Annotated in this window: 26 protein-coding genes and 1 other RNA gene; 17 read left to right on the forward strand and 10 right to left on the reverse strand. The window is 47.8% G+C overall.

What is annotated here, in order from left to right; genetic code table 11:
* Positions 1-2 precede the first annotated feature (2 nt).
* The 9 genes from WCY20_RS01355 to WCY20_RS01395 all read left to right on the forward strand — a co-directional run bounded on the left by WCY20_RS01355 (position 3) and on the right by WCY20_RS01395 (position 8,602).
* Positions 3-776, forward strand: a complete 774-nt coding sequence (locus WCY20_RS01355; RefSeq protein WP_345976456.1) for a carbonic anhydrase family protein — start codon at positions 3-5, stop codon at positions 774-776.
* A 154-nt stretch (positions 777-930) separates the two neighbouring features.
* A complete protein-coding gene (locus tag WCY20_RS01360) occupies positions 931-1,575 on the forward strand; it encodes a carbonic anhydrase (RefSeq protein ID WP_345976458.1) in 645 nt (214 codons plus the stop codon).
* 148 nt (positions 1,576-1,723) lie between these two features.
* Entirely contained in the window at positions 1,724-3,085 is a 1,362-nt protein-coding gene (locus WCY20_RS01365; RefSeq protein WP_345976459.1) for a hypothetical protein, read from the forward strand.
* A gap of 63 nt (positions 3,086-3,148) precedes the next feature.
* Positions 3,149-4,648, forward strand: coding sequence for a peptide-binding protein (locus tag WCY20_RS01370; RefSeq protein WP_345976461.1), 1,500 nt, complete (start codon positions 3,149-3,151; stop codon positions 4,646-4,648).
* A 38-nt stretch (positions 4,649-4,686) separates the two neighbouring features.
* Positions 4,687-5,322, forward strand: a complete 636-nt coding sequence (locus WCY20_RS01375) for an HAD family hydrolase (RefSeq protein ID WP_345976463.1) — start codon at positions 4,687-4,689, stop codon at positions 5,320-5,322.
* A 127-nt stretch (positions 5,323-5,449) separates the two neighbouring features.
* Entirely contained in the window at positions 5,450-6,007 is a 558-nt protein-coding gene (locus WCY20_RS01380; RefSeq protein WP_345976464.1) for a pyruvate flavodoxin oxidoreductase subunit gamma, read from the forward strand.
* A 10-nt stretch (positions 6,008-6,017) separates the two neighbouring features.
* The gene (locus WCY20_RS01385) at positions 6,018-6,413 is read left to right on the forward strand and encodes a 4Fe-4S dicluster-binding protein (protein ID WP_345976465.1); all 396 of its coding nucleotides are present in this window, start codon (positions 6,018-6,020) and stop codon (positions 6,411-6,413) included.
* The gene (locus WCY20_RS01390) at positions 6,413-7,636 is read left to right on the forward strand and encodes a 2-oxoacid:ferredoxin oxidoreductase subunit alpha (protein WP_345976466.1); all 1,224 of its coding nucleotides are present in this window, start codon (positions 6,413-6,415) and stop codon (positions 7,634-7,636) included. Before WCY20_RS01385 ends, WCY20_RS01390 begins: the two co-directional genes overlap by 1 nt.
* A 9-nt stretch (positions 7,637-7,645) precedes the next feature.
* Complete coding sequence (locus WCY20_RS01395; RefSeq protein WP_345976467.1) at positions 7,646-8,602, forward strand: thiamine pyrophosphate-dependent enzyme; 957 nt, start codon at positions 7,646-7,648, stop codon at positions 8,600-8,602.
* 282 nt (positions 8,603-8,884) lie between these two features.
* Here the strand turns inward: WCY20_RS01395 and WCY20_RS01400 are convergent, their stop codons facing one another.
* Positions 8,885-10,243, reverse strand: coding sequence for a hypothetical protein (locus WCY20_RS01400; RefSeq protein WP_345976468.1), 1,359 nt, complete (start codon positions 10,241-10,243; stop codon positions 8,885-8,887).
* Positions 10,244-10,381: 138 nt separating this feature from the next.
* Between WCY20_RS01400 and lsrK the strand changes: the two genes are divergently transcribed.
* Positions 10,382-11,947, forward strand: a complete 1,566-nt coding sequence (gene lsrK, locus WCY20_RS01405) for an autoinducer-2 kinase (RefSeq protein ID WP_345976470.1) — start codon at positions 10,382-10,384, stop codon at positions 11,945-11,947.
* 45 nt (positions 11,948-11,992) lie between these two features.
* Complete coding sequence (locus WCY20_RS01410; protein ID WP_345976471.1) at positions 11,993-12,280, forward strand: putative quinol monooxygenase; 288 nt, start codon at positions 11,993-11,995, stop codon at positions 12,278-12,280.
* Between the two features lie 54 nt (positions 12,281-12,334).
* Here WCY20_RS01410 and WCY20_RS01415 read toward each other — a convergent pair whose 3' ends face one another.
* Both WCY20_RS01415 and WCY20_RS01420 read right to left on the reverse strand, forming a co-directional pair.
* The gene (locus WCY20_RS01415; RefSeq protein ID WP_345976473.1) at positions 12,335-12,631 is read right to left on the reverse strand and encodes a putative quinol monooxygenase; all 297 of its coding nucleotides are present in this window, start codon (positions 12,629-12,631) and stop codon (positions 12,335-12,337) included.
* 61 nt (positions 12,632-12,692) lie between these two features.
* Positions 12,693-13,865 (reverse strand): class II aldolase/adducin family protein, encoded by a 1,173-nt coding sequence (locus WCY20_RS01420; protein ID WP_345976474.1) that lies wholly within the window; start codon positions 13,863-13,865, stop codon positions 12,693-12,695.
* Between the two features lie 97 nt (positions 13,866-13,962).
* On the opposite strand from WCY20_RS01420, the gene luxS reads away from it, so the two are divergent.
* The 3 genes from luxS to WCY20_RS01435 are packed head-to-tail and all read left to right on the forward strand — an operon-like array spanning position 13,963 to position 15,330.
* Positions 13,963-14,472, forward strand: a complete 510-nt coding sequence (luxS, locus tag WCY20_RS01425) for an S-ribosylhomocysteine lyase (protein WP_345976476.1) — start codon at positions 13,963-13,965, stop codon at positions 14,470-14,472.
* A 3-nt stretch (positions 14,473-14,475) separates the two neighbouring features.
* Positions 14,476-14,778, forward strand: a complete 303-nt coding sequence (locus tag WCY20_RS01430) for a hypothetical protein (protein WP_345976478.1) — start codon at positions 14,476-14,478, stop codon at positions 14,776-14,778.
* Positions 14,779-14,835: 57 nt separating this feature from the next.
* A complete protein-coding gene (locus tag WCY20_RS01435) occupies positions 14,836-15,330 on the forward strand; it encodes a hypothetical protein (RefSeq protein WP_345976480.1) in 495 nt (164 codons plus the stop codon).
* A gap of 184 nt (positions 15,331-15,514) precedes the next feature.
* Here WCY20_RS01435 and WCY20_RS01440 read toward each other — a convergent pair whose 3' ends face one another.
* The 7 genes from WCY20_RS01440 to WCY20_RS01470 all read right to left on the reverse strand — a co-directional run bounded on the left by WCY20_RS01440 (position 15,515) and on the right by WCY20_RS01470 (position 22,867).
* Positions 15,515-16,357 carry a biotin synthase gene (locus tag WCY20_RS01440; protein ID WP_345976481.1) on the reverse strand — a complete coding sequence of 281 codons (843 nt, stop codon included), beginning with the start codon at positions 16,355-16,357 and terminating at the stop codon, positions 15,515-15,517.
* The gene (locus tag WCY20_RS01445) at positions 16,354-16,875 is read right to left on the reverse strand and encodes a YfcE family phosphodiesterase (protein ID WP_345976482.1); all 522 of its coding nucleotides are present in this window, start codon (positions 16,873-16,875) and stop codon (positions 16,354-16,356) included. The genes WCY20_RS01440 and WCY20_RS01445 overlap by 4 nt, the downstream gene beginning before the upstream one ends.
* 32 nt (positions 16,876-16,907) lie before the next feature.
* Entirely contained in the window at positions 16,908-19,145 is a 2,238-nt protein-coding gene (gene topA, locus WCY20_RS01450; protein WP_345976484.1) for a type I DNA topoisomerase, read from the reverse strand.
* Positions 19,146-19,316: 171 nt separating this feature from the next.
* Entirely contained in the window at positions 19,317-20,381 is a 1,065-nt protein-coding gene (locus tag WCY20_RS01455; protein WP_345976485.1) for a DegT/DnrJ/EryC1/StrS family aminotransferase, read from the reverse strand.
* Positions 20,378-21,076 carry an SDR family oxidoreductase gene (locus WCY20_RS01460; protein ID WP_345976487.1) on the reverse strand — a complete coding sequence of 233 codons (699 nt, stop codon included), beginning with the start codon at positions 21,074-21,076 and terminating at the stop codon, positions 20,378-20,380. The genes WCY20_RS01455 and WCY20_RS01460 overlap by 4 nt, the downstream gene beginning before the upstream one ends.
* Before the next feature lie 14 nt (positions 21,077-21,090).
* The gene (locus tag WCY20_RS01465; RefSeq protein ID WP_345976488.1) at positions 21,091-22,104 is read right to left on the reverse strand and encodes a spore photoproduct lyase family protein; all 1,014 of its coding nucleotides are present in this window, start codon (positions 22,102-22,104) and stop codon (positions 21,091-21,093) included.
* Positions 22,073-22,867 (reverse strand): hypothetical protein, encoded by a 795-nt coding sequence (locus tag WCY20_RS01470; protein WP_345976490.1) that lies wholly within the window; start codon positions 22,865-22,867, stop codon positions 22,073-22,075. Before WCY20_RS01470 ends, WCY20_RS01465 begins: the two co-directional genes overlap by 32 nt.
* Positions 22,868-22,976: 109 nt before the next feature.
* Here WCY20_RS01470 and WCY20_RS01475 point away from each other — a divergent pair, with 109 nt between their 5' ends.
* The 3 genes from WCY20_RS01475 to WCY20_RS01485 all read left to right on the forward strand — a co-directional run bounded on the left by WCY20_RS01475 (position 22,977) and on the right by WCY20_RS01485 (position 24,518).
* Entirely contained in the window at positions 22,977-23,690 is a 714-nt protein-coding gene (locus WCY20_RS01475; protein ID WP_345976491.1) for a hypothetical protein, read from the forward strand.
* Positions 23,691-23,899: 209 nt separating this feature from the next.
* Positions 23,900-23,997, forward strand: an RNA gene (gene ffs, locus WCY20_RS01480) — signal recognition particle sRNA small type.
* A 257-nt stretch (positions 23,998-24,254) separates the two neighbouring features.
* Entirely contained in the window at positions 24,255-24,518 is a 264-nt protein-coding gene (locus WCY20_RS01485) for a hypothetical protein (protein WP_345976493.1), read from the forward strand.
* Positions 24,519-24,580: the final 62 nt, after the last annotated feature.

Raw genomic sequence — 24,580 nt, forward strand, 5'->3', positions numbered from 1 at the left:
ACATGAAAAAGACAATCTTAATGATAAGTGCAGCAGCAGCGTTGATGATCAGCGGATGTGCTTCGCACAAAGCAGAAGTTAAAGCACACGAAGAGGCGGAAAAGGCACACGGTGCATCGCATGAAAAGCACTGGGACTACTCTGAAAACGGCCCGGCACACTGGGAAGAGTTCTCCAAGACCTGCGGTACGGGGCACCATCAGTCTCCGATCAACATCATCCCAGGCAAGACGATAGAGATGAACCACCAGTATGACCTATCACTGGCTGAAGATGTCCACACTACGGCCAAGGTGATCGATAACGGTCACTCTATCAAGGTGACACCTAACAAGGGTGGTACGATCACGCTTCACGGCGAAAAGTTCACGCTTTTACAGTTTCATTTTCACGGCAAAAGCGAACATACCGTCGACGGCAAACGTTATGACATGGTCGCGCACCTTGTTCACCAAAATCCGGAGACTAAACAGCTGGCCGTTGTAGCGGTCTTCTTTGAAGAGGGTAAAAATAACGCCGTTCTCGATAATATCCTGGGAAATATCGGCGCAGAGATAAGAGTTGATCCGCAAGACCTTTTACCGGAAGATACGGCACACTACTACCACTATATCGGTTCATTGACCACACCGCCGTGTTCCGAGAACGTACAGTGGTATCTGCTTAAGCAACCGGCACAGGCATCGAAAGATCAGATCGAAGCTTTCCGAAAATACTATGTCGATAATGAGCGTCCAGTACAAGAGCTGTTTGACCGTCAAATCGAGTCAAATTAAGTCCAATCTTTTTTGTTCCTGAAGCAGTGTCAAACTGCTTTGGATACTATCCCTTTTTTGCCATCAAATTTTCAAAAAACTTCTCTCAATCTGTTTCAGAAACAGTCAAAATAGGATATACTTTTTAATATTTTGCTCTGTAAGGAAAGATGGTTTGGTCACTGAAACATTGATTAAAGGGAATGAGCTCTTTCAAAAAAGCTATGTTAAATCTAATGAAAAAGAGTTAGTAAAACTGGCGAAACATGGGCAGCAACCAAAGGTTCTCTATATCGGTTGTTCAGACTCGCGTGTCATTCCCGACCTGATTATGCAATCCAAACCAGGCGATCTTTTTGTCATACGCAATGTAGGAAATTTTGTTGCCCCTTTCCGACCCGATGAAGATTATCACTCCACCGCTTCGGCAATAGAGTATGCGGTCAGTGTTTTGAAAGTCAAAGATATCATCATCTGCGGGCACACACATTGCGGTGCCTGTGAAAGTCTTTTTGAGACGATAGATGATCCGGAGCTGATCCATACAAAACATTGGTTGAAACTCGGCGAAAAAGCGAAATCGATGGCGTTGATCGCTCTGGGCCATAATGCGGAGAAAGAGAGGCTTCTTCGTCTGACGGAGCAGTTCTCTATCATCACGCAATTGGAACATCTTCTGACCTACCCGTCGGTTCAGAGACGGGTCGACAGCGGTGAAGTCCATATTCATGGCTGGTATTATGATATTGAAAACGGGAATATAGACTATTATGATCCGGAAAAAAATCAATTTTTACCGATCAGTAGTTTGGAAGATTAGTCCTCTCACTGACAAATATTGACACCTTTTTTTCTCTGCCGGCGTAAAGCAGACAAAACAACTTCCTTGTACAAGTACAGGTTCTGCTATTTTCTTTTTATCCATAAACATTCTGTATAATGCACCCACCCAATAACAAGGAACCAAAATGTTCAAAAAAGTGCTGATTGCCGCTGCGGTTATTATCGCCCTGCTTGCTGCGCTGCCGTTGGTCGGAAATATGAGTGTCGAGAAAATGATCAATGAACGTGTTGCTATGCTCAATGCGAACGGTGTGCAGGTCAAGCGCCAGGATAACGGGTCAACCTACCTGACAACCAGGAGCCATTACGAATTTGCGCTTGAGGATCCAGTCGCATTTGAGAATTATCTTAACAGTTTTTCTAAAACCCAGGTTCCGGCTTATCTGCATGCGATGCTTGACGATGTGGTGATGGCTGCCGACGTGACCTATTCAAACCTGCTGTACAATAATGATATCAGTCTCGACCTTTATCCGGTGGCTTTTTCGAAAGAGGCTGGCGATCGAATGAAGGCTGAAGATGCGACGCTTTATACGCAGATGGTCGCGATGCTTGATAACAGAGAATTCATGTATCACATGGATTACAATATGGCCGCTTCAACGTTCAAAGGCAATATCAAAGACATTAATAAGAAGCTCGTTTTTCAAGACGGCAAGGCAGCGATGATCGTTTTTGAAGCGGCGACCTTTACGGGAAGCGGTACCCTGGTTGAACCTGACAGCATTGAACTGCATGTCAAAAATGCCGATGTTGATTTCTCTTTACCCGATGATGCTACGATGAAACTGACGCTTCATAACCTCAAAAGCAGCAGTACTTTCGGTGCAAAAAATAGTTTTGATCTTAACTATAAGGCGGATGCACTTCATTTCGCATTTGTAGACAGCCAGACGAATGTACATATTGATGCCTCCGAGATGACGACACTTTCTAAGTCAAAAGTCGAGAACGCCAAGCTGGCGATGACCGTTAATGCTAATGTAAAACATTTTAAACTTCAAGACCTAAATGGTTCACTGGAGTTAGAAAACTTTATGTTTGATATGGATGCGGATGACATTGATGAAGTGGCGTATGAATCATTCCAACAAGCTTCGGAACAGGTGGGTACCTCTTCTCAGCATACACTGCTGGCTTCATTAGGCGTGGTGGCAAAAGGATTTAACCTGCACGTGAACAAACTGAGTGTTGACAAGATCGCGATCAAGGATTCGGGTCTGATGAATGGTTTTGATCATAAGGTCGATATCATCGTGAAAGAAGATGGCAACCTGATTCAAAAGATGCAGATGACACCGATGGCACTGCTGCAAAATATCGATATCAGTGCAAAACTGCAGTTCGCTTCCTCCTTTTACGACTTTATGCGGACGCAGGGGAATTTCAGCATGGCTGATATGTTTGCAAAGAAAGAGGGCGACGCTGTCCTCTTCGATATCACGCTGCACGACGGTAAAGCAACTGTCAACGGTCAGAGTCTCTAACGAGTTCTCTTCGCTTTTTCGAAAGCATCCGCTATGGTATAATCCGTTCAAAAAAGTACGCCTTTGAAACAACTGCTGTTTTTACTTTTTCCACTCTTTTTGGCTGCTTCGACCCTCCATCTGAGCACCTCTTCCAACCCGTCGCGGATTAATCCCATTTTGGCGACCGATGCAGCTAGTTCGGAGATCGCAGGCCACATCTTCAACGGCTTGGTCAAATATGATAAAGACGGTAAGCAGATTATCGGGGATCTGGCAGAGAACTTCTATTTTGAAGACAATGTCACGCTTGTATTTAAACTGCGCGACGGGGTTAAATGGCAAGACGGGGCACCCTTTAGCGCACAAGATGTGCTTTTTACCTATGAACTGATCAATTCACCTCAGGTGGTCTCACCCTATACGTCGAACTTCCGCATGGTAAAATCGGTGGAGATTGTGAATGACCTAACGTTAAGGGTCGTCTATACAAAACCCTATTTTAAAGCACTTGAGCTATGGATGAGCGGTGTTTTGCCCTACCATCTGCTTAAAGATGAGAAGCGTATTATGAGCTCGGACTTTAATACCCATCCTGTCGGAACGGGCCCTTACCGCTTAAGCAAACTTGAATTCTCTAAAAATATTGAGCTCGATGCCTATAGCGAGTACTTTGAACACCGACCCAAAATCGATAAGATCATCTATCATGTTGTTCCCGATGCGAATACACGTTTTTTGATGCTCAAGACAAAAAAGGTGGATATCGGCACACTTGAAGCAATACAGATTGAACGGCAGATAGAGAAGAGTTTTTTCAATGATTTCAAGGTGATCGAAGAGATCGCACATGCCTACACCTACCTGGGGTTTAACCTCAGACACAAGAAGTTTCAAGATCCGCGTGTGCGCGAAGCACTCTCTTTGGCTGTTGACAGAGAGGAACTGGTCGATATTTTGTTTATGGGACACGGGCAGGTCTGCACGGGGCCGTTCCTGCCGGGCGGTCCAGCGTTTAACAGCGAGGTCAAAGCGCCTGTCCCCGATTTAGAACGCGCTGTTGCACTCTTAAAAGAGGCGGGATATGATAAAAACAACCCGCTCAGCTTCGAGATAGCCACGTCAAATTCAAGTCCGATCCGTCCGTATGCAGCAGAGATCCTGCAGCATCAGCTTGCCAAGGCGGGTGTTGAGGTAACGCTTCGTGTGATGGAGTGGCAGGCTTTTTTAAATACGGTGGTTTTTCCCAGAGAGTTTGAGACAGTACTGCTCGGCTGGTCACTCTCCCTTTCGCCTGATCCCTATCTCTTATGGCACAGTGAAAGCGACAAGCAGGGCGGTTTTAATTTTATCGGCTATCACAACAAGAAAGTGGATAAGTTGATCGAAACGATGCAGGGAACTGTTGAGCGGGATAGACTTGCAAAGATCCAGCAGGAGATCTTTGCGGATGTGGTGAATGACAACCCCTATATGTTTCTGTTTATCCCTAACGCGATTACCGTAGTCGATAAAAAGATCAAGTATATCGAACCAGCGATAAACGGTATTTGGCACAATTACATAGAGTGGGAAATAGAGTAGTAGTAGCACTATTTTCTCTAAAGTGGAAGGAAATACATTTGACAATTTTATTTGATTTAGACGGGACGCTTATCGATTCGACGGAAGCGATATTGGAGAGTTTTCATAACTCATTTGATCTGCATAAACATCCCCATCCCAAGGATGAAGAGATCAAGGCATTGATAGGGCATCCATTGGATGTGATGTATGCAGAGTTGGGCATCGAAGAAGCGAAGGTCTGGGACTTTGTCCACACCTATAAAGAGCATTATCGCGAGATATCAACACAGAAAACAGTACTCCTGCCTGAAGCGATAGAAGCTGTTGAAGAGGCCAAGAAATTTGCCCGTCTCGGAATCGTTACGACCAAGACCGGAAAATACTCTCGCGTACTGATGGAACATTTCGGATTGATGCACCATTTTGATGTATTGATCGGTCGAGAAGATGTCCAAAACCCGAAGCCTCATGCCGAACCGATAGACAGAGCAATAGCGCAGATGCAGGGAGTAAAAGAAAAATGCTGGATGATAGGCGATACCCGTCTGGACATTGCTTCTGCTAACAACGCGGGGATCAAGAGCATCGGGGTTCTGAGCGGTTATGATAATCTGGAGCAATTACAAACATTAACTAATATTATCGAAAATAATGCTCTACAAGCTGTCAAATACATCGCAAAACTGGCATAATTGTGACGTTAACACCACCCTTTTTTCTAAGCAAAAAAGGTGAAGCTAGATTTAAGAGCAAAATACATAAAATGCTAGCATATATAGAATTATGAATAATTCTTTGTAATCAATTTAAGGAGAATTCATGCTAGAGATTAGATGGCACAGTCGTGCGGGTCAGGGTGCGGTAACTGGTGCCAAAGGTTTAGCTGATGTTATTTCAACAACAGGGAAGCATGTTCAAGCATTCGCATTTTACGGCTCTGCAAAACGCGGTGCGGCAATGACAGCCTATAACCGCGTCGATGAAGCACCAATCATGAATCATGAAAAATATATGGAACCTGATTATGTCTTTGTAATCGATCCGGCTCTTGTTTATACAACTGATGTTACGGTTAATGCAAAAGAGAACACGGTATTTATTATTACAACACATATGAGTACGGAAGAACTGGTCGCATCTCAACCAAAACTTGAAGGTAAGACAGTCTACACGGTTGACTGCATCAAGATCGCACAAGAGACTATCGGCCGTGCTATTCCAAACACACCAATGTTAGGTGCATTTATGAAGATCTCTAAGATGTATGACATCGAGTTTTTTAAAGAAAGTATGCAAAGAATTCTTGCAAAACTGCCACAGAAGATTGTTGACGCAAATATGCTTGCTATCCAACGTGCGTATGATGAAGTGAAATAAGGAGCAATAGATGCAAAATAACGGATGGGATGAATTTGAAATCGGCGCTATGCTTCGTTCATTTGACGGAGAAGTCAAAGATATCGCGACAACACCTCAAGAAGATCGTAATTACTCAAGTAATAACTCGTTTACAGCGAGTGTAGCAGACTGGCGTATTGAAAAACCGATATTCAACAAAGATTACTGTATTGATTGTCAATTTTGTTGGATCTATTGTCCCGATATTTCAATTATTTCTCGTGACAAGAAGATGATCGGTATCGATATGGATCACTGTAAAGGATGCGGCATCTGTGTAGAGGTTTGTCCTACAAACCCTAAATCACTATTGATGTTCCCGGAACAAGCAGATGAAGAGGCAGAACTTGCTGGTTGGCCTGAGAAAGATAAAGGGGAAAAATAATGGCATTTGATAAAATGGAATTACGTGACGTTGAAGTATGGGACGGTAACTTTGCCGCGGCGCAAGCTATGCGCCAAGTACAGATCGATGTCGTTGCAGCATATCCGATTACGCCGTCAACACCGATTGTTGAAGGTTATGCAAAGTTTTTAGCTGACGGTTATGTCGAAGGCGAATTTGTAATGGTTGAGTCTGAACATGCTGCTATGTCAGGATGTATCGGTGCTTCTGCTGCCGGTGGGCGTGTCGCAACAGCGACGTCAAGTCAAGGTTTTGCCTTGATGGTTGAAACGTTGTACCAGGCATCCGGTATGCGTTTGCCGATCATCCTTAACGTTGTTAACCGCGCACTTGCGGCACCGCTTAATGTTAATGGTGACCACTCTGACATGTACCTGGGCCGCGATAGCGGTTGGATTCAGCTTGATGCGTACTCTCCGCAAGAAGCATACGACTTGAACTTTATCGCTTTTAGAGTAGCTGAAGATCATGATGTACGTCTTCCATGTATGGTTCACCAGGATGGTTTCATGACGTCACACACGGCACAAGGTGTAAATACGTTGACTGATGATCAAGCGTACGGTTTTGTCGGAGACTTTAAACCGATGAACGATATGCTTGACTTTGACCACCCGGTTACTCACGGTGTTCAGACGGAAGAAGATTGGCACTTTGAGCACAAAGCGCGTCAGCACAATGACCTGATGACAAAAGTACTGCCAAAAGTTCAAGCTGCGTTTGATGACTTTGAAGCATTGACAGGCCGCAAATACAACATTGTTGAATCGTATGATATGGACGATGCAGATGTTGCTGTTATCTGTATGGGTACTTCGGTTGAGACAGCGCGTGAAGTTGCCAAGGAGATGCGTACACAAGGTATAAAAGCAGGTGTCGTCGGTCTTCGTGTATTCCGTCCATTCCCGTTTGAACAGATTAAAGAAGCACTTAAGGGTGCTAAAGCGATCGCTACACTTGACCGTTCATCTCCAAATGGCGCACCGGGTGCTCTTTTCAACGAGATTGCAGGAACACTTTACAATACTGAGAGTCGTGCACTTCTTTCCGGTTATGTTTACGGTCTTGGCGGGCGTGATTTGACTAAACAACACCTTGTTGACCTTTACACGGAACTTCAGGCGAATGTTGATGCCGGTAAAGTAACAACACCACTACAACAGTTTATCGGCGTTCGCGGTCCGAAACTGGCATTTTTATAGGAGAACAGTATGAGTGAAATTAAAAAAATTAAAAACTTAAAAGAGTTCTCGACATCAGCGGACCGTTTCGAAGGTGCAAACCTTCTTTGTCCGGGATGTGCGCACTCTATTATTGTACGTGAAGTACTGAATGCAACGAATGATGATCTGGTTCTTGCAGCATCAACGGGTTGTCTTGAAGTATGTACAGCGGTTTACCCATATACATCGTGGGATGCTTCATGGATTCATATCGGCTTTGAAAATGGATCGACTGCTGTTGCCGGTGCAGAAGCAATGCACAAAGCACTTAAAACGAAAGGGCGATTGAAACAACCGGATCGCAACCCTAAGTTTGTTGCTTTTGGTGGTGATGGTGCCTCTTATGATATCGGTTTCCAATGGATTTCAGGATGTTTTGAACGTGGTCATGACATGATGTACGTTGTACTTGACAATGAAGTCTATGCGAACACAGGCGGGCAGCGTTCATCGTCTACACCGATCGGTTCATCTGCTACAACATCACCTGCAGGTCGCGTTAGTTACGGTGAAAAGCAGAACAAAAAAGATATGATGGCCATTATGGCGGCACACGGTTCGCCATACGTTGCGCAAGTCTCTCCAAATAAATGGAAAGATATGGTCAAGAAGATCCAACACGGTATGTCAGTAGAAGGTCCGGTATTTATCAATGCCGTTTCAGCCTGTACAACGGAATGGAAATTTGCCCCTGAAGATACAATGGCAATTACGGACCTTGCAACCGATTCCCTCGTATTCCCGCTGTATGAGATCATCAACGGGACAGAGCTGAACATCACGTACCGTCCTAAAAATGTTGTACCGGTAGAAGAATACCTTGCTGCACAGGGCCGTTTCAAGCACCTTTTCAAAGATGAATACAAATATCTTATTAAAGAGTGGCAAGAGCGCGTAGATGCAAAATGGGACTATCTGCAACGCCGCGAAGAAGCACGCGTTTAAAAGTTCCAGCTTCGGCACATCTTGCACCGGACTGCGGCGCTCGACGCACATCAGTGCGCCTTCGGCCTTAGTTCGGCACAATCTGCACCCAATCTGAAACTTTTCAAGTTCAGGTGGGGATAAGATGGGTTTTGCCATCTTTCACTATTCACTATTCACTATTCACTATTCACTATTCACTATTCACTATTCACTATTCACTATTCACTATTCACTATTCACTATTCACTATTCACTATTCACTATTCACTATTCACTATTCACTATTCACTATTCACTATTCTATTGTTTTTTCGCTCTGTAATGGACCTCAAAACTTTGTTTACTGTCGGCTTTTACTGAGACCTGAAATGAGAGCAGGTTGGCATTTTCCCAACGGTATTGCTGTTTCGTAGCCACACTGCTTTGTCCTTTGTCATTTTTGATGAAAGGAACAAGCAGTTCCACTGTTTTGGACTCTTTAGATCGGTTGCCCAGTTCATAGTAGACTGTTTTGTCCATATAGTACCGGTCGCTGTTGCTGCTCAGGGTCTTTTCTGTAGCATGAAGATCGAAGTTTTTGCCGAGAGTGATCGCGATCTTTTCGTGTTTGGGCGTATGGGCGATAGCACTCTCACCTAAAAGCAGGGTAGTCTCTTTCTCTTTTGAATAGCTGCGTACAGTTCCCATCGGCAGAGGCCTGTCGAGGGACTCGATCTCCAGATATTGGCTGATGGTATGTTTCGCTTCTCCCTGCAAGTAGAACGGATTGCTGAATTTGGCCTTGTATTTCCGTTTAACGGGGATGTTTTTGATGTCGACGAATTTGATCTGAGTCTGTTGATTATTGGGTAGTGTGACCGGAAAAGGGATCTGGTAAAGATGGTACCCTTCATGTGAAACCTCTTGGACCGCGGGAGCGTCCATCTCGGCGACTGCCGCTTTTGCCATATACAAACGCTTTTTGGGTTCTTGGACGCGGTCGATATCACCGGCCAGGACATTCACCCTGGTCTCTTTAAACGCTTTGCCGCTGCGGTTGTCGATGGTGATCCACCCGCTAAGATCAACGCTTTTTTGAGAGAGCTTGAGTGTGTAGTCACTCTTCCAAGAGATGTTATTGACAAGATAGTCAAGGGAGAGGATGCCCCTGTTTATTTTTGGTGTGTCGATGTTCCAGATCAAAGAGGGTTTTGTGATCAATTCACTTGGTATATAGGAAAAGATTAGTGCAGATACCGGTACTGTATAGATCTCACTTTGCGCTGTTTTGACAACAGCCTGAGAATCTGCAGAAAGCAAACTGCCGCTTTTATATATCAGCCCACTGCCGGTTTCGATGTAAAATTTGACCTCTTTGCCTAAATGGGCCTCTGCCAGTTTCTGTGCAGTGATCTTATCGAAACGGTACTGTTGGGAATAGAGTGATACACCGTCGGGAAAAATGACATTGACACTGTCTGTCTGGATACTGCTTGCCACATCGGGATAGATCAGCGACTGTTTGCCGCTGTCAAGTGATAATCCTCTCTTCTCGTGTACGAGTCCTATATTCCCGTTGTAGACAATTAGTGAAGAGCTGTCGGGGTGAGATGCAATGCTCGAAGCATTTAACAGGGGTGATGTCAGCAGAGTGAGGATGGAAAGTGCAGCGGCGTTCATGTTAAACCTTTTATCACTGGGGTGAAAAAGTATAGCGCGACTGGGTAAATAGCCTGAATGAGGCTATCTTGCAGCAAACGAAAAAAAGGGAGCTGCTTTGCTACAATATAGAGAAGAATTGATCTCCCAAGGAACAAGATGAGCCAGGGCTATTTTTTAACGATTGATGCGGGGACAGGAAGCGGACGAGCAGTAATATTTGATACTCTTGGTAATCAGGTGGGGATAGGCCAGCAGGAGTGGACGCATCTGAGCGAGGAGGGTGTTGCAAACTCAATGGGGTTTGACTATCAGACCAATTGGACAATTCTCTCTTCATGTATCCAAAAAGCGATCGATACAGCGGGTATTAAAGCCGAAGCGATCAAAGCGGTCACAGCGACAAGTATGCGTGAAGGGATCGTCCTTTATGACAGGGAAGGCAAAGAACTGTTCGGGGTAGCCAATGTGGATGCGAGAGCTGACAGGGAGGTGACTGAACTCAAAAGAGAGTTTGCCGGCAGTGAAGAACGCTTTTATACCCAAAGTGGTCAGACCTATGCGCTCGGTGCGTTGCCCCGGTTGTTGTGGTTGAAGCGAAACAGACCGCACCTTTATGAAAAGACAGCTTCAATGAACATGATCAGCGACTGGGTTCTGACGAAGCTCTCCGGCGTGATCGCGAGTGAGCCCTCGAATGCCGGAACATCGGGTATCTTCTCGCTTGAAAAGCGTCAATGGGTACCGGAGATGGCAAAAAAGTTGGGATTAAAAGATGATATTTTCCCACCGGTATACGAGAGCGGAGCGGTCATCGGCGAGGTGACAAGAAGAGCATCGGAAGAGACAGGACTTGCAGCGGGGACGCCGGTAGTGACGGGCGGCGGTGATGTGCAGTTGGGTTCAGCCGGTCTCGGTGTTGTCGAAGCGGGCGAAGTTGCGGTCCTTGGCGGCACCTTCTGGCAGCAGCTGGTGAATATGCCGACGGCCAAGACAGATCCCAATATGGATATCCGTATCAACCCGCACGTCATCCCCGGTATTTCGCAGGCGGAGGGGATCACCTTCTTCTCGGGACTGGTGATGCGCTGGTTCAGGGACGCTCTGTGCCAGAGTGAGGTGTCAGACGCCAAGAGAAGAGGGATCGACCCTTATGCCTATCTCGAAGAGCTGGCTTCAAATGTGCCTGTCGGTGCCAACGGGATACTGCCCATCTTCTCGGATGTTATGCATTACGGCAGATGGTACCATGCCGCTCCCTCTTTTTTGAACCTCTCTCTCGATCCCGCGATCGCCTCGAAAGGAGCGATGTTCCGTTCGCTTGAGGAGAACGCGGCTATCGTCTCGATGCTCAACCTTGAGGCGATCTTCCGTTTTACCGGGGTGCAGAACGAGAGTATCACCTTTGCCGGCGGTGCAAGCAAGGGCACTTTGTGGTCTCAGATCCTGGCCGATGTCACAGGCAAAGAGGTGAAAATCCCGAATGTAAACGAAGCGACGTCGCTCGGCGGTGCCTTTGCCTGCGGTGTTGCAACGGGCGAGTATAAAAGCATTGCCGAAGCGGCAAAAAATCTGGTGCAGTGGGATAAATGCTACAACCCTGATACTCAGAACCATGCAAAATACCGGGAGGTCGCCAGTCGGTGGCAGGCAGCATACGCTTCGCAGCTGAAACTGGTCGATCAGGAAATCACAACGTCGATGTGGAGAGCCCCCGGGCTGTAGCCTTCTGCTATAATCCCGTTGAAAATTTAACAGAAAGAGAAAAAAGTGACCATTACAAAACGTGTAACATTTATTGCCAAACCGGACGGCATCGAACAGATGAAGGCGCTGTTGACGGCGATGGTAGAGCCCTCAAAAGCGGAAGACGGCTGTATCTTCTACGAGATCGTTCAGTATAAAGAGAGGCCTGAGAAATTTATGGCGGTAGAGACATGGCGGGACGAAACAGCCCTAGAAGGGCACAAAACATCGGCACACTACAAGGTGTACAAGTCGAGTTACGAGCAGTATTGTCTGGATAAATACACCGATGAACTGGAAGTACTGGGGTGATTTTTTAGAAGAAAGTATCCTGCGTATTTACAGGTACCCATACCTCTGAAAAGCTTAAAATAGATCCCCGAGAATGTTGAGGTTGTCGCTGTATTTGTCCGCGGTGTGTACCTCATAATGGGCTTTGTAGTGCAGGTAGTGCTTGGAGTGTTTATGCCCCTCCAGCGCCTCTTCATCGGCCCATGACTCGATGACGATGAATGTTTTCGGATCCTTTTCATACTGGAAAATATCATAGAGCAGACAGCCGTGTTCGTTGCGCGATGGGGTGATCATAGCGTTCAGTAGGGTAGAGAGCTGTTGTTCGTGCCCCTCTTTAGCGATAAATGTGACTTTTTTTGTGACTTTCATAATAATCCTTTATTAGTTATTTTTTACGATACAGAATTTAGTTCCTGTCCTGTATTACACTTTAGCGCTTTATCAGTTTAGCTTGTTCCAATTCCCAATATTCCATATCGAAAACATCGCTTGGCTTGAGGCTTTTCCAGCCGCCGAGCTGTTCGGCGGTGAGCATCGCTTTGACGGTGTGTTCGACGATGTCGGCGATCACGTTAGCCTCTTTTTCGTCTTTGCCGAAAGCGACGGCACCAAAGCCTTTAATCATAGCATATCGCGGTGCCAGATCGAGACAGATATGCTTGCTGTCTGCATTCTCTTCAAAATAACGACGGTAGTTGTTTACGAATTGTTGCAACCCCTCTTGTACATCTTCGTCGATAACGGCGGGAAAGGGTTTGATCCGAATAACATGCTCCGGTGTCAACTCCCCTTTGGATAGGATCTCTTCAAGGTCGGGCAGCTTTGAAAGGGCACAGGCTTGAACCGAATCGAGGATAACGGCGGTAATAGCGGTACCGCGAAGTTCCGATACCTTTTGGATCAGGGTGTCAAAAAAGGTACCGTCTAGATCTCTTGGTTCGCATTTTGTCGGGAGTGTTGTATTGGCCTGAATGTACGCTTCGGCCTTTGTCACCAAGTCGATATGTTTTTCGTAGGATCTTTTGGCGTCATCATCAAAGGTAAAGAGGCCGTGATTAAGCAGAATGATCCCCTCCAGCGCACTCCAGTCGATGTCCCGGGTCTGTTCATAGATCTGTTTGGAGAGGATGAAGCCCGGCATCACATAGTCGATCAGCAGGACATTGTAGCCGTAGATCTCTCTGAGCATCTCTTTGCCGTTGGGGGTGTTGGAGATGGTGACGATGGCATCGGCATGGGTGTGATCGACAAATGCAAACGGGATGATGGCATGGAGGATCGCCTCGATGGAGGGGTTGGGTGCATCAGCCTTGCGAAGGGCGGCACGCTGCTCCTTGACCATCTGCGAATCACTGAGCTCTTTACGTGTTGCCATCTCCTGGAGAACGGCAAGATCGACGGGCGAAAACCCCGGTTCCTCAATGTCAATCAGGTTCCAGCCGCTCCCTTTGACATAGAGGGTTTCATCACTCTTGTATGAGGTGTTCCCGCCACCGTGGAGAACCAGATCTTCAGATTGTCCCAGCAGCTGGGAGGTGTAGACCCGCATCTGCAGCGGTGTCGTTAACGTGGCAGCTTTTGCATCATCAAACAGGCTTTTCATAATACTCACTTAGAGAAAAAATATAGCTGTATTGTACCGATTTTAATGTTACCCATTTATGCTAATATTCTCCTACTATAATTTTTAAGGATAACGAATGCCACTATTAGACAGCTTTACCGTAGACCATACGATCATGCCGGCACCGGCCGTGCGCAAAGCCAAGGGGATGAAGACCCCGTCCGGTGACGATATCACTGTTTTTGACCTCCGTTTCGTCAAGCCAAACAAAGATATCCTGAGTGAGAAAGGGATCCATACGCTGGAGCATCTTTTTGCCGGTTTTATGCGTGACCATCTCAACAGCAAGGAGACCGAGATCATCGATATCTCGCCGATGGGCTGCCGTACCGGTTTCTATATGAGCACGATCGGCACGCCGGCGGAAGAGACGGTTGCCAAAGCGTGGAAAGAGTCGATGGAAGATGTCCTGCAGGTCGCTTCGCAAAATGACATTCCGGAACTCAACCTCTACCAGTGCGGTACGGCCAAGATGCATTCGCTTAAAGAGGCACAGGAGATTGCGCATAAAGTACTCGATGCCGGTATCGGTATCATGGACAACGAAGCGCTGAAACTTGATCTTTCAAAAGTCGGTCAGGAGTAGCGAGTGAAGATCCTTTTACCGATGGACAGTGATGATACGCAGGAGGGGCAGCTTGTCTCGATCAATGATGCCAAAACCTGGGCGCTGATCGACCTCGAAGCGGGTCAGGTCGTTGAGATCAACTACTTCGATACCAAAGAGGATGTCAACGACTGGGTGGATGCGGTCGTCGTTATCGGCGACTTTGAGCCGGTCATGGAGTTCATTGAGCAGCAGATGATGGTCCTAGTCGCCCACACCCAACGAGATATTGACGACATCGTCGAGGCCTTTCTCTTCAAAGAGCTGCACGACCTCGCTATTTAGCAAGTTGGAACGGTATAGATTTTCACCTCTTTTCCTAGCAGCAACGGATTATAAAATATGAACGATTACCGCCAGTTTTTACAACTTATCCAGCCGCAGCCCGGCTTCAAGGTGCTCGATATTACGGCCCATGCCGACGATCTGACAGCAGCAGTCGCTGAACACCTCTCCTCTTTTCCCGCATACCGTCTGGCACTGGCACTCTATCCGGGTGAGCATCAGCCGTTTGAGGAGAGCGAATCGCTCAAGATCCACACAGTTGCAAGTTACAACGCCCCTTTTCGAGCCCTGCCGCGCGACAACGATATCGTGCTGATCCGCGACGTGCTCCATCGGCACGCTTTCAGGGAGCGTATTCTCAAAGGTATCTACACGACTCTTGCCAACACCGGCGATATCATCGTCCTCTCTAAAAAGGGGGACGCCGATGTCGAAGAGCTCAAAGCGATGCTGGAGGCGGCGGAGTTCCGGGCCTCTAACAGTATCGATATCCTGGAAGGGTACGACCTGGTGATGGCGAAGAAGATGCATATGTGGGGCAACGGCCTGTAGAATTTTTATTTACCTGTTGGAACAGGAAATAAGAGCCTGTTTTAATGCTTTCTTATAAACAGTAATTACCAGCTGTTTTGAATTGTATCTCGGATTTCATCCCTTCTTTTACTTCTATACATTAGACGCCACATGAAAAAAAAGTCAGGTCAAAAATAAAATGAAATCCAAAGGGGTGCAAAGGCTAGACCTTCGTTGCAATATCTAAGCCAAGCTCTTTGATCATCTCCAGGTCACTTTTTTTGTCGCGTCCCTGTGTGGTGAGGTAGTTGCCGATAACGATAGAGTTGGCTCCCGCCGCAAAGATCTCGTTCTGGCGGTCACCGAACTGCATTTCGCGTCCGCCTGCGACCATGATACGTTCGGCGTCGCTGATGATCTCACGAGCCATTGTAATAAGTTCCAGTGCTTCATCTGTCGTCAGCGGATTCGGTTTTAAAGGCAGGGCCGGGTTGTGATGGTAAAAGTTGAGCGGCACGGAGACGGGGTTGAGACTTTTCAGGGACTCCAGCATCGAGATGCGGTCCTCCTGCGTCTCTCCCATACCGAAGATCCCGCCGGTAATCAGTTTCAGTCCCGCTTTGTTGACATTTTGACATGTCTCGTAGCGTTCCTGCCAACTATGGGTGGTACAGACTTCCGGGTAAAAGGCTTCGGAGGTCTCAAGATTGTGGTTGTAGGCTTTGACACCGGCCTCTTTGAGTGTGAGCAGCTGTTCGACACTGGCGGTACCGTTACAGGCGATCAGGCGAAGGTCCGGAACCGCACTGCTGACGGAACGGGCAACGTCGCAGACAAATCTGAGGACCTTGTCATCAAGCCCTTTACGCGCTGTAACAAGGCAGAAGCCGAGCGCGCCCGAAGCACGGGCCGCTTTCGCTTCTTCAATAATCGTCTCTATCGGTTTCTGGATATAGCGTTCAATATCGGCTTTGTATTTGACGCTCTGTGAACAGAATTTGCAGTCCTCGTTGCAGGTACCGCTGTTGATGTTGGAGATGGCGCATAAAAAGATCTTTTTTGTCACTTTTTTTTCCTTTCGAACGAGAAGTGCTGCTCCTCGAAGTGCTTTGTTTTTAGCGCCCGTGAATAGTAGGTGACATTCAGGTGCGTATCGGTCACCTCCAGCATGGCGCATTCGCTGACCGGTTTGTTGCGGGCACAGGCCTCTCCCGGATTGAGAAAGAGGGTGCCATTGGTAAACTCACAGTCAAAGGTGTGGGTGTGGCCATAAATTACTATCTCACTGTCAGGCGACATGAAAAACGGCAGATGCATCAATTTGAACTTTGTCTTTGCGAGCTTGAAATAGTGCGGCTCCTGAACAAGGTTATAGCGGTTGTGCAGTTCATGCAGATGCGCGTCATTATTGCCGTAGACAGCGATATATCGTGCGCCGCTGCGGACCATCTGTTCCAGCATCTCGGGCTTGACGATGTCGCCGGCGTGGATAAGAAATTCTGCCCCCTTGTCCATCAGGAGGTCGATGACTTTTTGCGAACGTTTCTCTTTTTTATGGGTGTCGGACAGGATACCTATTTTCACAGAAAAACTCCTCTATTGCCCCGATGCATCTTCTATTCGGTCTCTTCCACCGGAGTGCGGTCTTTACATTTTATGCACTCATAGACCTCTTTGCCGCGATAGGTACGTCTAGCCAATGTTCCGTCACACCCTTCAACCTGACATTTTTTCTCTGTCGGCTCGAACTTGGAGATAAACTTACATTTCGGGTAGTTCTCACAACCCCAGAACGGCCCGCGGCGCGATTGACGATAGATCAGTTTTCCGCCGCATTCGGGACACGGAACCTTCGACTCCTTGCTCTCCACCTCAAGGGACTTGGTGTTTTTACATTCAGGGTAGTTGCTGCACGCCAGAAACTTGCCGTTACGGCCGTTTTTGATCACCATGTCGGCACCACACTTCTCGCACTTCTCATCAGTGGTCTCTACTTTCGGCCCCTCGCTTGTCTCGCCGTCCTCGGCGACCTGTTCGGTGTATTTACACTTCGGAAAGCCGCTGCAGGCGATGAACTTTCCGTAACGTCCTGAACGGAGCAGAAGCTCAGAACCGCACTCGGGGCAGTTGCGGCCGAGTGGTTGCGCCAATTTGAGAGAGACGATGCTCTGCTTGCCTTCGTTGACGCGTTCGATAAACGGGAAGTAAAAGTCGCTTAGGACTTTTTGCCAGTCATACCCCTCGTCGGCGATCTTGTCGAGCACCTCTTCCATATTGGCGGTAAAGTTGGCATCAACAATATCGGTAAAGTGCTTTTCTAGCATCTCTATGACAGTAAAAGCGACCTCTGTCGGTGCAATCTGACGTTTTTCGATCGTGATGTAATTACGGGCCTGCAAGGTCGAAATAGTCGGTGCATAGGTCGAAGGACGGCCTATACCTTCGGCTTCGAGCTGTTTGATGAGACTTGCTTCCGAAAAACGGGCCGGCGGTTCGGTGAAGTGTTGTGTCGGCTTGATCGATTCCATGGCAATGGCCTGGTTTTCTTCAAGGGCAGGCAGAAGTTTGTCTTTGTCGTCACTGCCGAGGACTTTATAAAAACCGTCAAAGATGAGCTTGCGCCCGTTTGCCTTGTACTCGCCGCTCTCGCTTTTAAAGATGATCGCCTGCTGTTCGAAGATCGCATCTTTCATCTGGCAGGCCAAAAAGCGGTTGTAGATGAGGGTATAGAGTTTAAGCTCATCCGGTTTGAGGTAGGCGGCTGCCACTTTTGGCGTGAACGAGAGCATCGTCGGACGGATCGCCTCGTGCGCCTCTTGCGCGCCTTTGGCCTTTTTGAGATAGCTTTTCGGTGATTTCGGCAGGTATTGCTCTCCGTATGTGTTCGCAATGGTCTCTCTGGCCGCTTCTACCGCCTCTTTCGCCATGTTGAGGGAGTCGGTACGCATGTAGGTGATGACGCCCGAAGTGCCTTCGGGTGTTTTGACCCCTTCATAAAGTGTCTGCGCAAGCATCATCGTCTTTTTCGGTGACATGCCGAGTTTGCTCGAAGCGGTCTGCTGAAGTGTCGAGGTCATGAACGGCGGCGGTGTCGAACTTTTACGTTCTTTTGTCTCGATAGAGGCAACCTTGAAGGCCTCTTTCTCGAGAGTGGCTGCGATCGCTTTGGCATCGTCCGCATTGGTGATCGTGAGTTTTGATATCTTCTCGCCCTGATACTGGATCAGATTCGCATCGATATGGGGTGCGAAGACAGTGTCGATACTCCAGTACTCTACCGGGATAAAGGCTTTGATCTCGCGTTCGCGGTCAACAACGATCTTGAGTGTCGAAGACTGCACGCGTCCTGCAGAGAGCCCTTTTTGGATTTTTGAGGCCAGCAGAGGCGAAAGCTTGTACCCGACAACACGGTCCAGAAGACGGCGTGTCTGCTGGGCATTGACCTGATCCATGTTGATCTGGCGCGGGTGCTCAAGGGCGGCATTGATCGCTGTTTTGGTGATCTCGTGAAAGACGATGCGCGGCAGTGTCTCGGGATCCTGCTTGGTCACTTTCGCAATGGCGTGGCCTACGTGCCAGCCGATCGCTTCTCCCTCGCGGTCCTCATCGGTCGCGATGTAGATCGTCTCGGCTTTCTTTGCCAGCTCTTTGATCTGCTTGACGGTTGCGGCATTCTCTTTGGCGACGCTGTACTCCGGCGTCAGCTCTCTCTTCTCTTCATCGACTTTGATTCCGAAACGACTCTTAGGCAGGTCGCGGATATGGCCTTTTGAGGCGATGACTTCGTACTCTTTGCCTAAAAAGTTTTTAATGGTCTTGGCTTTGGCGGGTGACTCGACGACGATGAGTTTCAAATAGTTTTCCTTGTAGGAGGGATCTTTTTAGGAGCCGTATGCAGCCTCTAAAATTGTTTTTCTAATATATAGTATAGAAATAAAAAGTCCGAAAGTGTAGCGAAAAAAATATTAACGCTTAAAAAAGAAGGGCTGTAAGTGCAAATGTTAAGAAGAGAAAAAGCTTTGCCGTCAAAATGTACAGCCTCGATAGCCATAGTGATCAAGGACACTTTCAAGGGTCTCGACGACGGATGCTGCCTCATCCAGGGTTATGAGATGGTGGGCCGGGAGGAGGATCTGGGCTTTGTGGACCTCTTCGGCGCCGAAGAGAGAGATGGCGTCATCTTTGAATGCCGTGGTCTTGTAGACGGGCTTGTTGCCGACGCGTACGGGGATCCCTTTTTCCGTCAGGGCCTGGTAAATATCCTCTTTTGGACAAAAGAGTGCCGGAACCAGCGCGATAGGAAAAAGCGGGTAGGCAACAAGATTTTTGGCTTTTGGCAGCTCCACAAGACGGTTGGATGCGAGTTTTTGAAGATAGAGCGTCTGAACTGCATCGATCTTTGCCAGGACACTTTCGATATCCGACAGAGCAGCCAAGGCAAACGATGCGGTCAGATTGTTCATCGTGCTGTACTCAGAGATACCGGCGATATCATAGTTCCAGAACTTCTTCTGAACATAGCCGCCTCTGCTTTTCAGGCGAAACTCTGCAGCCAGCTCTTCATCGTCGGTCGCGATAAAACCGCCCCTGGCAATAAAAGAGGGCAGAAGTGTCTCCAGGTCAAAAAGGGCTGTTTTGGCACCAGCATACGCTTTGCCTCTAAAGGCCTGCGTAGCGTCTTCGATGAAGAGAAGGTCGTTCTTGTCGGCGAACTCTGTCAGGCTGTCCAGCTCTGCAAGCTGGCCGTGGTTGTGCGAGACAAGCAGTGCCCGGCTGCTTTCGTCTATGTTTTTATGCAAAAAACGGCCTTCGAGTGTGCCGTCGAGTTTAAGATCGCAAAAGCGGGGTTGAAGACAGTGCTTATGGAGAGCTTTAAAGAGGGCGAGCGGCGCATTAGGAGAGCAGAGAACGGTGCTCATCTCGTCGAAGATCGAGAAAGAGAGCGAAAAGGCGCTCTCAACTGAATCAAGCGCGATCACATGGCTGTAGCCAAGATAGGATGACAGGGCATTCTCCAGTGTATTAAGACTCTCGTCCGAAATAGTCTCAGGCCGGGCCAGCGGGTAGTTCGAGGGGTGGCGTTCGATCATTTTGTCTTCTTCTTTGTTATTCCGAATTTTTGGGCACGCACGGTCACTTCGGTCACGGCAGAACCGGGACGCATCTGCAGGATATCTTCAACGATATCAGCGATGTCCGTAGCAAGCAGTTTCTCATCCTCTTTCTCCGAGACCCCGAAACGCAGATCGTCGAAAAAGGCGGTGTCCGTCATGTCCGGGTTGATGGTGAGGACATTCACTCCCTCTTTGCGCACCTCTTCAAAGAGGCTCTGCCCGAAGGCGCGAAGACCGCTCTTGGTGGCACTGTAGAGGGCGGAAAACCTGGACGACCGCAGGGCTTCAATGGAGGTGATGTTGACGATATTGCCCTGGTTGGCCTTGAGTGTGCGAAGCAGCAGGTTGCTCAGCAGGATCGGCGCTTCGAGGTTGATGCGCATCATCGCCGTGATGGTCTCTGTCGAGAGCTCTTCGTGGGGCTCGAACCGTCCGAACCCGGCGGCATTGACAAGCAGGGTGAGCGCGCTTTTGTCCAGAGCAGCGACCGTCTGTTCGATCGCTTCGCTGTCTCGGAGGTCACACGGCAGCGGTGTAAAGTGCGGGTGCTCCAAGGTGGTCTGCGTGACGTTTCTGCTGAGGCCGTAGACCCTGAAGCCCATCTCCAGCAGCCTCTCGGCGATCGCTTTTCCGATACCCGAACTGACCCCTGTCACCAGTGCGCTCTGCATAGTTGTATTTTCCATCATATCTCCCAGGTCCGTATCTTCTCTTTCGGAAAATAGGCGGTGACCTTGGCAACCATTGTCGCCAAAATCTTCTGTTCAACCGCTTTAGAGTAGCTTGCCACCCCGTCATTGACCTCGTAGGGGTAGAAGGCGATGTCGCTCGAATGCATCTTTTTGATCCGTTTGAGGTAGGTCGAACTCATCCGAAAACTGCCTAGAGTGAGCTGGTGGATCTTTTCAGCATCGAGTGTCGCGAAGATCTCATCGACAAATGGCAGGTAGAGCGCTTCGAAATCGTCGTTGTAGATGACCGGGTCGATGCAGAGGCGTACCTGCCAACCTGCCTGCAGAGCCTCTGCTATCGCTTTGAGACGCTGCCTTAGCGACGGGGTCTTATGTTCGTACCTGTCAATGATCACCTGCGGCGAAAGTGTCCAGGCCAGTACGATCTGCGCCGATGGCTCTAAAGAGCGCAGCGGCTTGAAGTTGGCGCTCTTGGTGCGGATCTCAAGGTTGAGATTCGGTTCCCTGCCTGCAAATACGATCCATGCCGCCGAGTGGCCGCTGAGCGATTCGGTGGCGAGGGTGTCGGTGTCGTAAGAGATGGCGACCAGGGTCGGTTTGTCAAGGTGCGGTTTCACCGCCTCGAAGTACGCCTCGATATTGACAAAGAGGACGTTGTTGGCGGAGTTGTACATTCCCTGAAGATAGCAGTAGTCGCAGTCGTAGAGACAGCCGAGAAGCGTCGGGGTATAGAAGAAGTTCTCGAACTCGAACCCGTCGCTGTAGTAGGAACCTTCATAGAGATAGGGGGCTTCGCGTCTGGCCAGGATGAGGTTCTTGCTGCGGCTCTGGATGCGGAAGTCCTGGTTGGGACGGTTAAAGACATCCTTGTAGTGGTCAATCTCGATGATATGCGAACGGGGAAAGCGTGCCATGATCCTCTTCGTCTGCGGGTGATCGATGACGGCACGTTCCACATAGAGGTGGGAAAAGAGTTCACACGGTGAGTGCAGTAATGCAGCGTTCATGCAGACGGTTCCTTTCGAGTTTTGTCAGCTTCTCTTCGACGTTCTGTATGCTCGGCGGCAAAGCCGAGCCGTTCTTTAATTTGTAATAATAACAGGCATCTTCAAAAACGTGCCCCTGGGTCTTGCTGAAAAGCGTTTTGAGCGCCTCGATGCGCTCGAGCTCCTCCTCGTTGAAAAGTGACGGTTTTCGAACAAGATGACTGAGTTCATCTGCGAGATGGAGAATCCCCTTTAGCTGAGCGGCAATCAGTGTTGTTGCCGCTTCTTTGGTGACACGCTCAGGCTCGAAATGGTCCGAGACCACTTTGACAAAGAGCATCTGGTGGCTCTGCATAAAACGCGATGCCGCCTTAAAGACAGCGTGGGCCTCCATGTCGACAGGGTGGGCGTGCTCACTGTCTTTCGCCCCTTCGAGGGTATGCAGCTCCACCTCTTCGAAAGGGTGGTTCAGCAGCATATCGGGATAGTAGGCGTGCTCTTTATGCGTGATCTTGTGGGCGACAAGCGGTGTTCCGAGAGTGTAGCGCGTAGGCGCCGCGCAGATGCCGACATTAAGCAGCAGGTCGTCCTCTTTCGGACGTTCGTGACCGAAAAGCGATGAGGCTGCCATCAGGGCGTTTTCATACCCAACCTGCATAACCAGCAGGCGCACGTTCTCTGCTGAAAACAGCGGATAGGGAAGTGCATTTTCAACCTTTTTGAGTCTGAAATGGTCAATAATAGGACGCGCCTCGGCGCTGAGTGCGGTGACGATGTATAGCATAAACGTATTGTAGCCAATTGCGCAGCCTGAAATATAATTTAGAGACTTAAGCTGTTTTTTTTTCGAAAAGCAATATACTGAAAATTGATATGAATTTAAAGGAGATACTATGAAATTACGTTCAATCGTTACGGCAGGGTTGTTAGGGGCAGGACTACTCACAATGAGCGGGTGTGATTGGTTCGAAGATAAGGCAGAAGAAATAGTTGAGGATGCATTGAAACCGAATGTTATTCATCTTGCAAATGGTCAAACAAGTCTTGTTGAATTTACGATCGAAGGTGATTCCCATTTTGTTGATGGATTTTCAAGTGATATGGTTCCGGTTACTGGGCATGATACGTATACGGTAAATAATACAGTAGTGGATCATCCTGTAGATTTTCCGAAAAATAGTGCGCATCTGTATGCTTTATGTGCTACAGATAATGTTATAACTGACAGCGCAACAACCGGTTCACGACAGATCGAAGTCATAAATCTTTCTAATACAGTAATTGATGCGGGTAGTGGAAAGACAGTTACCGTTACCTTATATAACTCGTCAGATGCAGCTATTGCGTCAGCATCTTTGGCCGGACAAACACTTGCTGTTTGTAGTCGTGCAGAGTTGTCATTCCCGTCGTTTACGTTGTCAGATGTGAAAACAGTTGAAGTTAATGATGTTAATTACACTGTTCCTCCCTATGATGCTGATATAGCAACGAAATTAGACCAAATTAATGATGTGGATTTTGATATTGTAGTATTTGATACAACGCCTGGTTCAGAAAAAGGGACGATAGTTCCTTTGGCAACAACAAGTGATTTAGAGATACTTTAAGAAATAGAATTTTTTATTCGTTCCCAACCTTCACGTTGGGAATGTATACGGGAATAAAGAGCTCTTCATAGGTTCATTTTCTTTTGCAAGAAAATATTAGACGAAAAGCAGTAGTTATGTTGTCAGAGAAGTTGATTTATTTACGACTCTTTGCTATAATTCCGATACTTTAATAAGCGCTCAGCACCGTTAGCGGTTTTGAACGCTTCCCTTTAGACCTGTGCAATGGTCGTTTGGAACAATGAGTCAGGGTGGGAACACAGCAGCTCACTCCACTCGGTTATGTGCCGCAGGTATCTGGAGGGGAGTACTTCTTTCTATCAAAAAATGCAATCCATACTATCAATTTTAATAACTATACAGCCTCATACACGGCAACCCAATCGAACCATATTTTGTTTCTTAATGGTAAATTAAGAAACAAAACCATCTCTTATCTGTTATTTAATTATTAATATTTTTTATACTATAGTAGTTGAAGTTATGTCACCCATGTTACAGACAGCAGTTGTTATTTGGACTATACTGTACGACGTAGCATGAAAAAATCGTAAAGGATCAAAGATGAAAAAGATGAGTTTATTGGCACTGTTTATCGGTGCGGCGTTATTCATTGGTTTAGGTACGACGTCTGCATGGGCGCAAGAGGGCAAATGCGGTACATCGAAACCGGTAGAAGGTAAATGCGGTGCTGAGAAAAAAGCGGCAAAATGCGGTGCTGAGAAAAAAGCAGAAAAGTGCGGTGCTGAGAAAAAAGCAGAAAAGTGCGGTGCTGAGAAAACTGTCGAAAAAGTAGGCAAATGCGGCGCAGGCAAGTGCGGTAAATAACAGCTTTACATTGTCAAGGTCGGTAACGGCCTTGATTGCGACCGCTAGTGTAGTCATAACTG

Source organism: Sulfurimonas sp. HSL3-7 (assembly GCF_039645985.1).
Lineage (GTDB): Bacteria > Campylobacterota > Campylobacteria > Campylobacterales > Sulfurimonadaceae > Sulfonitrofixus > Sulfonitrofixus jiaomeiensis.

Coding starts and splice junctions, on each gene's coding strand:
- WCY20_RS01355 (WP_345976456.1), top strand. CDS start 3: ATGAAAAAGACAATCTTAATGATAAGTGCAGCAGCAGCGTTGATGATC.
- WCY20_RS01365 (WP_345976459.1), top strand. CDS start 1,724: ATGTTCAAAAAAGTGCTGATTGCCGCTGCGGTTATTATCGCCCTGCTT.
- WCY20_RS01380 (WP_345976464.1), top strand. CDS start 5,450: ATGCTAGAGATTAGATGGCACAGTCGTGCGGGTCAGGGTGCGGTAACT.
- WCY20_RS01385 (WP_345976465.1), top strand. CDS start 6,018: ATGCAAAATAACGGATGGGATGAATTTGAAATCGGCGCTATGCTTCGT.
- WCY20_RS01390 (WP_345976466.1), top strand. CDS start 6,413: ATGGCATTTGATAAAATGGAATTACGTGACGTTGAAGTATGGGACGGT.
- WCY20_RS01395 (WP_345976467.1), top strand. CDS start 7,646: ATGAGTGAAATTAAAAAAATTAAAAACTTAAAAGAGTTCTCGACATCA.
- WCY20_RS01400 (WP_345976468.1), bottom strand. CDS start 10,243: ATGAACGCCGCTGCACTTTCCATCCTCACTCTGCTGACATCACCCCTG.
- lsrK (WP_345976470.1), top strand. CDS start 10,382: ATGAGCCAGGGCTATTTTTTAACGATTGATGCGGGGACAGGAAGCGGA.
- WCY20_RS01415 (WP_345976473.1), bottom strand. CDS start 12,631: ATGAAAGTCACAAAAAAAGTCACATTTATCGCTAAAGAGGGGCACGAA.
- WCY20_RS01420 (WP_345976474.1), bottom strand. CDS start 13,865: ATGAAAAGCCTGTTTGATGATGCAAAAGCTGCCACGTTAACGACACCG.
- luxS (WP_345976476.1), top strand. CDS start 13,963: ATGCCACTATTAGACAGCTTTACCGTAGACCATACGATCATGCCGGCA.
- WCY20_RS01435 (WP_345976480.1), top strand. CDS start 14,836: ATGAACGATTACCGCCAGTTTTTACAACTTATCCAGCCGCAGCCCGGC.
- WCY20_RS01455 (WP_345976485.1), bottom strand. CDS start 20,381: ATGATCGAACGCCACCCCTCGAACTACCCGCTGGCCCGGCCTGAGACT.
- WCY20_RS01460 (WP_345976487.1), bottom strand. CDS start 21,076: ATGCAGAGCGCACTGGTGACAGGGGTCAGTTCGGGTATCGGAAAAGCG.
- WCY20_RS01465 (WP_345976488.1), bottom strand. CDS start 22,104: ATGAACGCTGCATTACTGCACTCACCGTGTGAACTCTTTTCCCACCTC.
- WCY20_RS01470 (WP_345976490.1), bottom strand. CDS start 22,867: ATGCTATACATCGTCACCGCACTCAGCGCCGAGGCGCGTCCTATTATT.
- WCY20_RS01475 (WP_345976491.1), top strand. CDS start 22,977: ATGAAATTACGTTCAATCGTTACGGCAGGGTTGTTAGGGGCAGGACTA.
- WCY20_RS01485 (WP_345976493.1), top strand. CDS start 24,255: ATGAAAAAGATGAGTTTATTGGCACTGTTTATCGGTGCGGCGTTATTC.